Source organism: Taibaiella helva (assembly GCF_003545695.1).
Lineage (GTDB): Bacteria > Bacteroidota > Bacteroidia > Chitinophagales > Chitinophagaceae > Taibaiella > Taibaiella helva.
In genome coordinates this window covers 97,748-111,097 of sequence record NZ_QUZZ01000006.1, presented here as the reverse complement: position 1 = coordinate 111,097, position 13,350 = coordinate 97,748, and the positions used below count along the sequence as shown (strand labels likewise).

The following is a 13,350-nucleotide window of genomic DNA, read 5'->3' as shown; positions in this document are numbered from 1 at the left end:
ACCACTCTGGCCAAAGAGAAGATGATCAACGAACGTAAAAAATATTCAGCAGAGTTCAAACCTAATCCCAAGCATGGGGATCATAGGAATCGAACACTTAACAGCCTATTATGTAAAACATTAGAATATTATTTATTTGATTCAAAATTTCAAATTTCTAAAATTCCAAACACGAAAAAAGCTAACAGTCAGACTGTTAGCTTGTATTTTTTATCATTCTGGTACAGAGGACGGGAGATTCTTTGAACTCTTTTTTGACTTCGCACAGGCCTTAAATCGCATTTTTTTGGAAAAACCGTGATACAATTTTTTGTACTTGAATTCCGGAAATCAAAAACGTGATTCAGTATAAAGCCTGGGACTTTTAAACGAAAAAAGCCACTAAGGAGTGGCTTTTGTGATTCCGCTGGGATCATTTTTATCTACTTACCAATAACACTACTTTCCTTTCCTTCCTTTATTAGTTCTCTTATTGTTAATCATCTCAAGCTTTTGCGAAAATTTATGCAGGCCATAACTGGTAAGGTTTACGATTAGGAAACGATTATCCTTATCCCTGAAAATGAGTTTTTTCATGTATTCTTCTAAAGGTTCAAGATAAATAGTGTTCCTGATGCTATCTGTTGTTTTAGGGTCTATTGTTTGGTGCGCGGAAGTTTCTTGCTCAACATTGTATAGTGCCTTAGACATGGAGGCAGTGCTAAAATTCGTTTTATAAATAGATCCGGACATTCCAGGCAATATCCTCTGATCTATTAATTCAGCATAATCGTCAGGGGGAAACTCACCATTAAGTACTGCATTTAATGCCAAAGTATCTAATATTGTTACTTGAGGTCTACTGTGCCACCATATGTAATAAAACGATCCAGGCGATTCCAGAAACCTCATCGTATCGTAAAAACCGGTTCGTTCAAAACTTGGGAACCCCTCTTTCTCAATAAATGCCGCTATAACGCTCCTGTTTTCTGCATCAGCAATGGATGCACTGTTGCCGGCGGTACCATTTCTTCTTACTTTTTGGTCATGTGCATAAAAGGATTTCAACTGCTGGCTGTATATTGGCTTAACGCTACGGCTGCCGACTAACAAACAAGAATCGTAACTTCTGGATATGTATTTATAGAAGGAACTGTCTTTTATAGTACGGCCCCAATTATTGCCTTCAAAATTCTTTTTCTTCAGTCCGTTAATAGCAAGTCTGTTCAAGTACTCAATTGCTGCTGTAGTGTCCTTGGAAAGATAGGCAACAATCCCGGCATTGTACAAATCCTCACAATTGAATTGTTTATATTGCTCTGCTTTCTTGTAACAATCTAATGCAAGCTTATAGTTAGAATCAACAATAGCCATTTCGGCTTTATGGACCATATCATAATAAACCCTTACGCTATCTCTATGGGCTGACATAGTACGCGGTTGCTGAGCGCTCCATGATAACGAAGACACCAAGATAAGTACACTTATACTTACATGAAGCAGTAGTTTATTTGCCATAATTGTATGAAGAAAATGAAGTCCGGATACAATTTTTGCGTTTGATTCTGAAAAACAAAATGGTGAATTCAGCTTGATCCGAATTCAGCATAAAGAACGGGATTTTTAAACGAAAAAAGCCACTCTAAGGAGTGGCTTTCGTGATTCCGCTGGGACTCGAACCTATCCCTTGGAAAGCGCCACTGGCGCGGCATTCAGAAATGTCCAATATCTAGGTAACCGGATAAGGTAACCGAATCACCTGGAAGTTATTTGAAAGACTTTGAAAGAGCTTAGGCATTTGGCTCAAATTGCCGGAGCAATTCAAACTATTACAAAATTAATCAAACTGTATCATCATAGCAAATTTATGGCAAAATACCACACCGGCTCTTTACTGAAGCTGCCCGGCCAGGCCATGTCGAAGCGTATGAGATAGCCTGCCAGCAAGGTGCGGGTGCTGAAGCCATAGGCGTACCGCTGCCTAGTAACAGCCGGCAGTCCTGTGGCCTGCCCTGCCACAGCAATATCTGCAAACAGTCCCAGCTGAAAGTTGTACACCATGCTGATACCGGTACGCAGCGGGGTCAGCTCGTGGAACAGCGGGAAGTAAGGGTCGGCGTTCAGCAGAGCCATCCAGGAGAGTTAATGCAAATATTTTTTTGATTTAATGGGGAGACCGTTCATTAAAAAAAAATATTTTCAGTGCCCTCCGGCTGCTGCAGGTTTGCTGCCCTTTTTACCGGTTTGGTTTGGAAAATGATCAATCACAATTCAACTTTTACCACCCGAAAACAATGACTATCAAAAAAATACTGAATGAAGATCCCTGGGTGCCCTAAAGCACCCAGCAGTTATAGAATTAATGGCGGGAAAACAAAAAAACGGCAGCCGTTTGGCAGCCGTTAGAAATAGAAGGCTATTCAAAAGCGCTTCAGCAATGTATTATTACAAAAACGATGATTCAAGCAGTGTACTAAATACACGGCATTACTCCTTTGGGCAAAAAGCTCGTAAAACTGATTTGAGTACAGATTAGCGATTTCGCGCTACAGGATCAATGGTTTTAATAAAGCATACTATAGCAAAAAATATCAATAAAGAAACGACAGAAAAGTATAAATTATAATCAAATATGTTGCGTGACTATTTAAAATGAGATTAGTTTCGTTTTACTGAAAGCGTCAACAGGAAATCGCTTATTGGACCTAATGGAGAAGGTTAAAGTATCAGACCTGGCATAATTTGACCTGATGCGATTATGGCTTAAGGATCAATTGGGATTCATGCCGGAATGCAAAAAGAGCACAGCCGGTTAATATGTTAAGCACTGCAATACAAATTCTTATTTTGTCTGATGCCAAGATCAATAAGCAATAGCCATTCCACAAACTTAAATTAAATCAAAATGCCAGCGACCACTTTACATGAAGAGCTTTTTGCAAAGATGAGACGTTTGCCCCGGCCATCGTATCCATGGCCCGACTTCATTCATCCAGGTTTTCGTGAAGAACGAGAAGCATATTATGCCTGGATAGATCGTGATTATCAGTTTCAAAGCGCAGCCGCGCGCGAAAAACACAAAAGTCATCATTTGACTGATCTTGCAGCTCGCGGATTACCATTTCTACGTTCCTTGGATGAGCTACATCCAATAGCCAGTTATGCAGCTAATGGTGCAATGATGGATGATTATTTTGATCGGTGCACTCGACAGGAAATGCTTGACATTATTAAACGCATCAAGGCACTATTGATGGGTGAAGACGCCAAAGAGCCGGTGACTAATGGATTTTTGAGGCAATGGTGGGTATTAAGACAGGATGCGTTACGGTGTAAGATTCCCGACCGGATATACCAACGGTTTGTCGATTCTATTATACATACCTTCAATGGTTATGCGGAAGAGAAGGCCTATAACGCCGCTAACATACCTCCGCCACTGGCTGTGTACACTTTGATTAGGGAAGCTACCAGTGGTGTTATCCCTTTCTGTAAATATGTTTACCTACAAAAGGATTATCGCCAATTACCCGACGACATAATGGATCATCCACATATTCTACGAATGGAGGTTATCTGTGCCCTACTAATCGGAATGCACAACGATTTCATTTCATTGCCCAAAGAACTTATAAGGCCGGGCGATACGATGAATATTGTAAAGGTATTTCAGCATGAACATAAAATGCCGCTGGAGGAAGCCTATATGGCTGCGCTGGAACATCATGACAGATATTTGCAAGAGTTCTTGGTGTTACAGCAACATCTTCCGCATTTCGACAGCAATTGGAACGATTTGGTAGCCGGGTATGTAGGGGACCTTGGCATTATGGTTTCGGGTGTTTATGCCTGGCATACAAATGACAAAACGCGATATATACCAGGAGGCTATGTAGAAGGAGAGTTCGAGCGTTAATACCGCAACGAGACCTGTGTCAATCATATCAGATGCTCAATCATTCTAAAAAAGTAGCACTTAAGGGCATTTAAAAAAAAATCAGTTAATAATTAATTATTAACTGTAAATATGTTATAGGTTCAATATGACAGTATATGAATAGAAATTCAGTGATTCTCGTTGACGAAGAAGATAATACCATCGGTTGGGTTGAAAAATTGCAAGTACACCAGCGTGGTTATATGCCAGCGCTACTTTGTTCCCGGAACGATAAGCATCCGAGGAAACCATGGTCACCGGCAGCACTGTAGCCACCGGCTGGTGGAAGACAGGTACACGAAGCTGGAGAAATGAGCGACATTGCTGAACTTGACATAAGCAATACCATCTTCAACATCGCTTGCTGATGGTGTCAGTTGGGAAGCCATACCGGTATTGAATACGCCGTCGGTATTGACATCGGTAAAAAGTAGGCCATTTTTTAGGCCTGAGATAAAATAGAGTGAATATATTTAGCCGATCAGCCAAAAAATAGGCCGGTCGGCTGATACGTTTCATAATGTGAGGGAAGATGGTTCCCCTGATTGCATTACTATGCGGTCGCTAATTGCGAAGTGGCTAAACCTTAATTAAGGTGATTTATTGTATTATCTGAAATATTGTATAGTACAACCTGAGTTGTCCCGATCGCTGCTTTAGGGCTTACCGGTTTTTGTGGACGAAAAGTGGTAGAAAATGCTGAAAAATTTCTGGTATTTACTAGCGGTAGTGAGTATCGATATACACTATTTTTGTCCAGCCTTCCTGATGAATCCGGGGCGGTGCCAATAAAACAGCATTTAAAGTTTCTCACCAAACCAACCATACCGTTATGCACCCGAAAATTGGCATCTCCATTTCCCACTATCCTTAATGTACGGCCCATCCTTTCCCGGCCTGTAAGAGCGATGATCAAACCGCCATTCACGCATTTTCTAAGATAAGGAAGATGTGGCTATGCATGGCCGGATCAATGTCCTGCTCTTAACGGTGAAGGCCTTTCGGCTGAAAGCACCGGGCATTATGCTCCTGGAATAGTCTATACTCCAGGACCTGGTGTTATGTCCGGTAAGCATTGCAAACGCCATGCCTGGTACTGCTATGTACCAAAGCACCATGTCAAGACATAGCCATGCTATGTCTGCAGGCCTCTCTTATCTTTTTTGGAAGACCTATTTACTATTCTTCAACGGTTACCTATGCATTCTTTTCCGGAAGCTTACCAGCTCTATCGGGACCAGCAAGGTGCAATCACCTTTCCGGCAGCTCCCGAAAGCCTTTATGGCGCCATTACTTATTTTACCGGATACTCCGGAAAGCAGATAAGACCTGTCTTATGCCTGATGGCCAACGAGGTTTTTAGCGATATCGGTACCGATGCCTATACCGTAGCCAATGCCCTGGAGTCCTTTCACAACTTTACGCTCATTCATGATGATATCATGGACCGCTCAGCGCTTCGCAGAGGTCAGCCTGCTTTGCATGTAAAGTACGGGGAAAGCACGGCCATACTGGCCGGTGACAGGTTGCTGATCCATGCTTATGCACAATTGAACCAGACTGCCCTGTCGTACCGGGGGCTGATCACAGCTTTGTTTTCCGATATGGCTTGCAAAGTATGCGAAGGACAGCAGATGGACATTGACTTTGAGCAGATGGAAGTTGAAACGGTAAGCTATGCCGGCTACCTGACTATGATTACCTATAAAACATCGGTATTGCTTGGCGCTGCCGCTCAGATGGGCGCTGTTATTGGCGCCGCCAGCGACCAGGAACAAATGCAGATGTATGCGTTCGGAAAAAACATCGGTATCGCTTTTCAGATACAGGACGACTTCCTGGATGCTTTCGGGAATACCGCTCAAATGGGAAAGCAGGCAGGGAGCGATATTGTAGCCGGCAAGAAAACGGCGCTTTTGCTCAAAGCCTTTGAGCGCGCGGACCCGCAGCAAAAAAGACAGCTGAAAGAGACCCTGAAATATGCCGGCGATGCTAAGGTACATGCTGTGATAGCGTGGTACAAGGAGCTGGGCATTGATCAGTGGGCCAGCGAGGAAATAGCCCGTTATACCGAGACCGCATTCAGTAACCTGGACAAGATCAATGTTCCCGTTCATAGAAAAGAAAAGCTGGCGGAGCTGGCCAGCGCTTTACTTGTCCGTCAATCCTGAATCAGCGCAGATCAACATTCAGCAAGGTTAGCAGCAATAAATTCACCCTATTAAATGTACAGCTATGAAAGAGCTTAAAACGCCGTTACTGGATCAGATATTGCTTCCTGCCGACCTGAGAGAATTACATCCCTCGCAGCTTCCCCGGGTATGCGAGGAATTAAGATCGTTCATCATTGAAACGGTAAGCAGGAACGGTGGCCATTTCGGTGCAAGTCTGGGAACCGTAGAATTAACCACCGCGCTGCATTACGCCATGGATACGCCTTATGATCAATTGGTCTGGGACGTAGGCCACCAGGCTTATGGACATAAAATACTTACCGGCAGGAGAGCTCTTTTTGAAACTAACCGCAAGTACAAAGGGATAAGCGGTTTTCCCAGAAGGGCGGAAAGCATATACGATACTTTCGGCACCGGGCATTCTTCTACGTCCATATCCGCAGCGTTGGGCATGGCTATTGCCGCCCGTCAGAAGGGCGAGCTTAACAAGCAGCATATAGCCGTAATAGGCGATGGCGCCCTGACCGCGGGAATGGCCTTTGAGGCGCTGAATCATGCAGGCGTATCCGATACGAACCTGATCATCATCCTCAACGATAACCGCATGTCGATAGATTCCAATGTCGGCGCCTTAACGACATACCTTACCAGGCTCACGCTATCGAAGACGTACAACAAATTGCGAACGCAAGTATCCCGGGCGCTGGATCAGCTGCCCTTCTTTGAAGCGTCGTCAAGGGACATATTGAGCCGCGCAAAGTCCAGGGTGAAAAACCTGATGTCGGAGCAGGCCAACTTCTTCGAAGCCTTAAACCTAAGGTATTTCGGGCCCGTCGACGGACATGATGTGCTCACCTTGACGGACCTTTTGCAAAGCATGAGGTCTATTCCCGGGCCCAAGCTGCTTCATGTGGTTACCACGAAAGGGAAGGGGTACCAGCCTGCTGAACAGGAGCAAACGTTATGGCATTTTCCTGGGATCTTCGACAAGGAAACCAGCAAGATACATAAGCCGGCCGTTGTTTCGGCCCAGCCACCCAAGTACCAGGATGTTTTTGGCCACACGATCGTAGAGCTTGCCGGATCCAACGAAAAGATAGTAGGCGTTACGCCGGCTATGTTATCCGGCTCGTCGTTAAAGCTCATGATGGAGCAAATGCCGGACCGCACGTTCGATGTCGGTATCTGCGAGCAGCATGCAGTAACGCTATCGGCAGGAATGGCCACGCAGGGCATGAAGGTATTTTGCAACATCTACTCCTCCTTTATGCAAAGAGGCTACGACCAGCTCATTCATGATGTTGTCCTGCAGAAATTGCCGGTGATCTTTTGCCTGGACAGAGGCGGCCTGGTTGGCGAAGATGGCGCCACGCATCATGGTGTTTTTGATATCGCCTATTCCCGTTGCCTGCCCGGTATTATTATCAGCGCCCCGATGAATGAAGCTGAATTGCGGAATCTGATGTACACGGCCCAGCTCCCTCATATAGACCAGCCTTTCATTATCCGCTATCCGAGGGGGCAAGGTGTGCTTCCCGATTGGAGGAGGCCTATGGAGCAAGTAGAGATAGGAACGGGGCGGATAATAAGGGAAGGAGTTGATATTGCGATCCTTTCCTTCGGGCATCCCGGAAATTTTGCAAGCGATGCCTGCGACCTGCTGGAAAAAGAAGGCATTTATCCCGCGCATTTCGATATGAGGTTTGTTAAGCCCATCGATGAGCAGCTGCTGCACCACGTTTTTAAAAGATACCGTAAGATCATCACTATTGAGGATGGCAGCAAGATCGGGGGATTGGGTACGGCTGTACTTGAATTCATGGCAGAGTACAAATACAATGCACAGGTCCGTATCCTGGGTGTTCCCGATCGTATTATAGAGCATGGAAAGCCCCAGGAGTTATTCCAGGAGTGCGCTTACGATGTTGCGGCAATAGTGGCGACGGTCAACTCGATGTTATCTCCCAAAGCAGTAATCTCAAAAAGCTTAAAACATGAGAGCATTTAATGTTCCCGGGATCTATAAAAGCGGTTTCATTGCTGCCGTTAAAAGTAGGCGGCAGGAGAGGGACCGCTTAAAGAAGGATATGATGCCGACAATGCTCGATTTCGGTAAGATTAAAATTTACCTGGCCCGCCATTTCGGCTTTTGCTTCGGCGTAGAAAATGCTATTGAAACCGCCTATGCAGCCCTTAATGATAACCCCGGTAAAAGGATCTATCTGCTGAGCGAGATCATTCACAATGCGCATGTCAATTCGGCTCTGAGCGAAAAGGGGATGCAATTTATTATGGATACGGCCGGCAACCAGCTCATTCCCTGGGAGGAGATAAAAAAGGAAGATGTGATCATTGTTCCTGCCTTTGGCATTACGCTGGAGACAGAGCGTATCTTAAGAGATAAGGGAATACAGCAGGTCTATTATAAAAGCAAATGCCCCTTTGTAGAGAAGGTATGGAACAGGGTTTCCCAGATCGCCGGTAAGGGCTATACGGTAATCGTGCACGGGAACCCGGATCATGAAGAAACAAAAGCCACGTTCTCTCATAGCCGGAGCGTGGCGCCTTCCCTGGTCATCAGGGATATGAAGGAAGCGATATTGCTGGCCGGTTTTATCAGGGGCAAAAGGCAGGCTGATGATTTCTATACCTTGTTCCGCGGGCGGTATTCAGAAGGCTTTGACGCTGCCCGCGACCTGGCCAGGATCGGGGTCGTCAACCAGACTACATTGCTGGCCGGCGACACCCAGCAGATAGCCGATTTCCTGCTGCAAACCATGAAGGAACATTATAGGTTCATTGGCGATAAAATAGCAAATCATTTCGCGTCTACGAGAGATACGCTTTGCTATGCAACGAACGACAACCAACAAGCAGTGATCGCTATGTTGTCGCTGGATGCCGACCTGGCTATCGTGGTCGGGGGACATAATAGCTCCAATACCAGCCACCTGGTTGAGCTGTGCGAAGCAAAGCTTCCCACTTATTTTATTTCTTCCGGTGAGCGCATTATTTCGGCAGAGAAGATCGAGCACTGGGATATTCATTCCCGGCAGCTAAGAACGACGCTTTCCTATTTGCCTGCAAAGGAGCCGGTCGTGATCCACCTGACCAGCGGCGCTTCCTGTCCTGATATTCTGATTGAAAACGTGCTGCAGCGGCTGCTTTCCTTTTATGGTTTATCGTTGGCTGCATTGAAGGCCGAAGATGCCGTAACTGACTATTCATAAGAAACATTTCATCTTGTTACACCCGGATTCTCCAGGGCTTGATAGTTCCATGCAATAACCATTTCAAGGTAATTATATCATGTTCATAAAAAAACGTACCCATGAACACACATGAGCTGCTTTGCACCCAATTCAAGTATCCGTTTCCAACGCTGAAAAACCCTTATGCGGACGAGCTGCAGGAAATTACCGAAACGCAGTGGATCGATGGGGAATACCGCTGGTTGTATGAGCATAACCCGGAGCTCCGTAAAAAGTACAAGAAGACAAAAACAGCGCATATTGCTGCACAATGGTTTCCTACAGCTTCAGCTGAACGTTTCAAGCCTATCTGCAGGCTGATGCTATGGACATTGTACAATGACGACCTGTATGAGGAAAGTGAATCTGATGACATCGATTATATACATGCGCAATCGATCGGCATACTTAATGGCGAGATTAATGCGGAACAATCAGTGATCCCTTTAGGCGCTATGCTGGCTTCATTAAGAGCGGAGCTGCTGCAGTTCATTCCACAGGAATCCATCTTCCGTTTCACCCAAATGATCAGCAGGTATTTTAACGGGCTGAAAGCAGAATTGAAGTATAAAAAAAATAAGGTATTCCCAACCATATCAGAATGCATTGCCCTGAGAGAAGATTCTATCTGCCTGTATCCCTTTCTTCAGCTGACGGAAGTGGAAACCGGGATTGTTCTGCCTCCTAAGATCCATGAGCACCCGGTAATCCGCCGTCTGCAGGCGTTGGCCTGTCGCCTGGTCACTTTTTTCAACGAAGTGCAGTCGGTAGTGAAAGACGAAGCTACAGGAAGTATTTATTACAATATCGTGAAAGTAATTCAGCATGAGCGCCAGATCTCATTAGAGGAAGCCTGTTTGGAAGATCTGCGTCTCCACAACGAAGATCTGAAAGAGTTTATTACGCTGCAGGCTTCACTTCCCGACTTTGGTATCTGGCAGGATGCGGTGGTCAATTGGGTGCACTATATGAGCATGGTGCTCAGCGGCTGGAAAAATATTTCGACCAAGCTGGATCGCTATAATGGGATTGAGTTTCCCAGTGCAGCTGAGCTTCGCGATAAGCTGACTAAAGTGTAGTAAAGGTTAAGACCTGTAGCAATTGGAGTTGAAATATGATGAGGCATGGCCTTAAATAATGGCATTATTGCCCACCTGAAACAATATAAATATCATCCACATGAATCCTTCGCACATTATACTGGTTGATGAACAAGATAACGAAATCGGTACTGTAGAAAAGCTGGCTGCTCATCAGCGCGGTTATCTACACCGCGCATTTTCTGTATTTATTGTAGACCGTAAAGGCAATATGTTATTGCAGCAGAGAGCCTTTGATAAGTATCACTCCGGCGGACTGTGGACCAATGCCTGCTGCAGCCATCCCAACCCAGGTGAAGCTATCGAAGCAGCCGCCCATCGCCGGCTCCGGGAAGAAATGGGGTTTCAGTGTCCCCTGGATAAGCTCTTTGAATTTACTTATCATAGCCATCTTGAAAATGGCCTGATCGAGCATGAATACGATCATGTTTTTATCGGTATTCATGAAGGAACGATCGAGCCCGATCCGGCTGAAGTTCATAGCTACAGGTATAGTCCGATAGGAGAAATATCATCCTTGGTTGCCAGCACGCCACAAGTTTTTACTTCCTGGTTTTTATTGGCCTTCCCTAATGTAGCACGATGCTTGACGGATATAACGAAAGTCTGTTAAGGCATCTGTATATATGGTAGAGAGCTGCAAAAGCATTTGATAGGGTTTATAGCCGGAATAGTTCGTGTTTAAACAGACAACATTGAAACCAAAACATAAATTTTAAAAAAAAAATGACATGACAATACAAGAATTCAATCCGACAGACTATTTACCACAAAGTTATTATCCATGGCCAGATCTTATTAATCCACATACAGAAAAAATGGGGATAGATCAGATTCGCTGGATAGAAGAAGACTATACCTATTTGACGGAAAAGCAACAAAAGAAATATAAAAAAATGAAGCTTCATTGCTGCATAGCACGCATGCTTCCTTATGCAAGCCTCGAACGTATTACACCATGCCATAGATTCATCCTTTTTCAGTCTGTTTTTGATGATCAGCTGGAATATAAGACTGCCGAAGAAATAGATGCAATGCGGCTTAGGCTGGTCGAAGTATTCAATGGAAGCCAACCAGAATCTAATGAAAATGGGCTCTTCCGACAGGCCTATAAGATTGGTGCGGAATTTCGCGCTTTTATGCCGGCTGTATGGGTAGCACGATTTGTCGATGCCTTCCATCGGGTTACAAGATATGGTGTCGTAGATGAAGCGCCTTATAAGGAAAATAAGACAGCAATGTCACTGATCTATTACCTGATAAATCGTGAATATTCAATTCTCATGTATCCATACCTATATATGATAGATATTGAAACAGATTTCGTTTTTCCCGATTTACTCGACAAACATCCGGTAATACAGAGGTTAAGAACTTTAGCATCAAGGATTATTGGATGGCAGAACGACATTCAGGGTCTTAGCAAAGAACTTAGACTGGAGACAGAAGTTACTAACCTTATTGTTGTTTTACAACATCAATATAATCTCTCTTTGAAAGATGCGCTAGCAGAAGCTATGAAAATCCATAATGCAGACCTGGCCGAATTTACTGAGTTAGCAAAAGTTCTTCCGGACTTCGGGATATATCAGTCGCATGTTGATAGATTTATACTCGGTTTGGGTCTTCAAATACAGGGCGTAAATAGTTTTTACATAAATGACACTACACGTTATTTACCGGATGGATCGGGGTTTGCCTGGCCTGAAGAAAAATCATTAGAATTAAAGGATGAGTGATAAGTGAAACAGGCAACAATGGAAACCAAAACATAATCCGAAAAAACAATGACTCCAGAGCAGTACCACAGTGCAGATTATCTGCCACAAGGATTTTACCCCTGGCCCGACCTTATCAATCCTCATGCAGAGCAAATGGGAAAGGATATGGATGGCTGGATCGATAATGATTATACTTTTTTGACGGAAAAGCAACGTGTCACTTACAAGAAAATGAGGCTGCATATGTGTACTGCACGCATGTGGCCCGACTTAACCTATGAGCAGGCCATTCCATGCAACAGGTTCATGCTGCAATATGTAGCTCTGGACGATCAGATGGAAGATTTGCCCCTTGAAGAAATTCAGCAGCTACGGATCCGCTGTACCGACATTCTCAGAGGCGCTCAGCCAAGGCCGGAGGAGAACGCGCTCTATCATCATATGGCGCTGATCAGGGATGAATTTCGCGCCTTGATGCCCGATATATGGGTCGAGCGTTTTATTTTTTATTTCTATCAATCCTTCAGGTACGGGATTGAATTGGAGTATCCTTATAAAATAGCGCAGCGCCCGCCGTCGCTAACTCTTTTCAAAACCATCCGGGAATATTCGGTACTGATGCGCCCCTACCTGATCTTTGGTGAGATTGAATCCGGCCTTGTGCTGCCGGAACATATTTTTGAGCATATTGTTGTTCAAAAAATGATATCTCATATGACCTTAGTTGTTGCCTGGCAAAACGATATTCATTCCCTGCCCAAAGAAATGGCGAAGGGGACAGAGGTGTTTAATCTGATTTTTGTGTTGCAGCAAGAGTATAATCTTTCCCTGCAGGACGCTTGCGCGGAGGCATTACACATCCATAATGAAGAGCTGGCCAATGCGGTTGCTTTACATAGTGAATATCGTGAGTTTGGTGAATATCAGGAACACGTCGATAAATTCGTTCATTACGCAGGCGTTGGGCTTCAGGGTGTGAATTCTTTTTATCTGGAAACGGAAAGGTACAGGCATGGTGGAGCAGGTTTCGCCTGGCCGGAACAAACACCGCAGACCATTTAAAAAATAACATGAACCTCATTCTCTGATCTACCTGGCGTAATGAGACATCATTGTATTGGCCTGAAATGATCAAGTTTAAAAACATGTGGTTAAATACTACCTAATCCGGTGGTCCATTATTTCTCA

General features: G+C 44.6%; 11 protein-coding genes. 8 read left to right on the top strand and 3 right to left on the bottom strand.

The genetic code is table 11. From position 1 onward, the window contains the following. Positions 1 to 438 precede the first annotated feature (438 nt). Both DZC79_RS10795 and DZC79_RS10790 read right to left on the bottom strand, forming a co-directional pair. Positions 439 to 1,497, bottom strand: a complete 1,059-nt coding sequence (locus tag DZC79_RS10795; protein WP_118951599.1) for a hypothetical protein — start codon at positions 1,495 to 1,497, stop codon at positions 439 to 441. A 336-nt stretch (positions 1,498 to 1,833) separates the two neighbouring features. Further along, a complete protein-coding gene (locus tag DZC79_RS10790; protein WP_118951598.1) occupies positions 1,834 to 2,112 on the bottom strand; it encodes a hypothetical protein in 279 nt (92 codons plus the stop codon). 772 nt (positions 2,113 to 2,884) lie between these two features. Here DZC79_RS10790 and DZC79_RS10785 point away from each other — a divergent pair. Further along, positions 2,885 to 3,895 carry a terpene synthase family protein gene (locus DZC79_RS10785; protein WP_118951597.1) on the top strand — a complete coding sequence of 337 codons (1,011 nt, stop codon included), beginning with the start codon at positions 2,885 to 2,887 and terminating at the stop codon, positions 3,893 to 3,895. Between the two features lie 275 nt (positions 3,896 to 4,170). Here DZC79_RS10785 and DZC79_RS21725 read toward each other — a convergent pair whose 3' ends face one another. Beyond that, positions 4,171 to 4,305, bottom strand: coding sequence for a hypothetical protein (locus DZC79_RS21725; RefSeq protein ID WP_262607304.1), 135 nt, complete (start codon positions 4,303 to 4,305; stop codon positions 4,171 to 4,173). 810 nt (positions 4,306 to 5,115) lie between these two features. On the opposite strand from DZC79_RS21725, the gene DZC79_RS10780 reads away from it, so the two are divergent. The 7 genes from DZC79_RS10780 (at position 5,116) to DZC79_RS10750 (ending at position 13,224) form a co-directional block, all read left to right on the top strand. Further along, entirely contained in the window at positions 5,116 to 6,087 is a 972-nt protein-coding gene (locus tag DZC79_RS10780; RefSeq protein ID WP_118951596.1) for a polyprenyl synthetase family protein, read from the top strand. A gap of 64 nt (positions 6,088 to 6,151) precedes the next feature. Further along, entirely contained in the window at positions 6,152 to 8,098 is a 1,947-nt protein-coding gene (gene dxs / locus DZC79_RS10775) for a 1-deoxy-D-xylulose-5-phosphate synthase (protein WP_118951595.1), read from the top strand. Further along, positions 8,085 to 9,320: a 4-hydroxy-3-methylbut-2-enyl diphosphate reductase gene (locus tag DZC79_RS10770; RefSeq protein ID WP_118951594.1), complete on the top strand. Its 1,236-nt coding sequence runs from the start codon at positions 8,085 to 8,087 to the stop codon at positions 9,318 to 9,320. The genes dxs and DZC79_RS10770 overlap by 14 nt, the downstream gene beginning before the upstream one ends. Positions 9,321 to 9,421: 101 nt before the next feature. Beyond that, complete coding sequence (locus DZC79_RS10765; RefSeq protein ID WP_118951593.1) at positions 9,422 to 10,420, top strand: terpene synthase family protein; 999 nt, start codon at positions 9,422 to 9,424, stop codon at positions 10,418 to 10,420. 100 nt (positions 10,421 to 10,520) lie between these two features. Further along, complete coding sequence (idi, locus tag DZC79_RS10760) at positions 10,521 to 11,054, top strand: isopentenyl-diphosphate Delta-isomerase (protein WP_118951592.1); 534 nt, start codon at positions 10,521 to 10,523, stop codon at positions 11,052 to 11,054. Positions 11,055 to 11,172: 118 nt separating this feature from the next. Next, positions 11,173 to 12,180, top strand: coding sequence for a terpene synthase family protein (locus tag DZC79_RS10755; RefSeq protein WP_118951591.1), 1,008 nt, complete (start codon positions 11,173 to 11,175; stop codon positions 12,178 to 12,180). 48 nt (positions 12,181 to 12,228) lie between these two features. Continuing rightward, positions 12,229 to 13,224, top strand: a complete 996-nt coding sequence (locus DZC79_RS10750; protein WP_157977068.1) for a terpene synthase family protein — start codon at positions 12,229 to 12,231, stop codon at positions 13,222 to 13,224. The last annotated feature ends 126 nt before the right edge of the window (positions 13,225 to 13,350 follow it).

Coding starts and splice junctions, on each gene's coding strand:
- DZC79_RS10755 (WP_118951591.1), top strand. CDS start 11,173: ATGACAATACAAGAATTCAATCCGACAGACTATTTACCACAAAGTTAT.
- dxs (WP_118951595.1), top strand. CDS start 6,152: ATGAAAGAGCTTAAAACGCCGTTACTGGATCAGATATTGCTTCCTGCC.
- DZC79_RS10750 (WP_157977068.1), top strand. CDS start 12,229: ATGACTCCAGAGCAGTACCACAGTGCAGATTATCTGCCACAAGGATTT.
- DZC79_RS21725 (WP_262607304.1), bottom strand. CDS start 4,305: ATGGCTTCCCAACTGACACCATCAGCAAGCGATGTTGAAGATGGTATT.
- DZC79_RS10795 (WP_118951599.1), bottom strand. CDS start 1,497: ATGGCAAATAAACTACTGCTTCATGTAAGTATAAGTGTACTTATCTTG.
- DZC79_RS10770 (WP_118951594.1), top strand. CDS start 8,085: ATGAGAGCATTTAATGTTCCCGGGATCTATAAAAGCGGTTTCATTGCT.
- DZC79_RS10790 (WP_118951598.1), bottom strand. CDS start 2,112: ATGGCTCTGCTGAACGCCGACCCTTACTTCCCGCTGTTCCACGAGCTG.
- idi (WP_118951592.1), top strand. CDS start 10,521: ATGAATCCTTCGCACATTATACTGGTTGATGAACAAGATAACGAAATC.
- DZC79_RS10785 (WP_118951597.1), top strand. CDS start 2,885: ATGCCAGCGACCACTTTACATGAAGAGCTTTTTGCAAAGATGAGACGT.
- DZC79_RS10765 (WP_118951593.1), top strand. CDS start 9,422: ATGAACACACATGAGCTGCTTTGCACCCAATTCAAGTATCCGTTTCCA.
- DZC79_RS10780 (WP_118951596.1), top strand. CDS start 5,116: ATGCATTCTTTTCCGGAAGCTTACCAGCTCTATCGGGACCAGCAAGGT.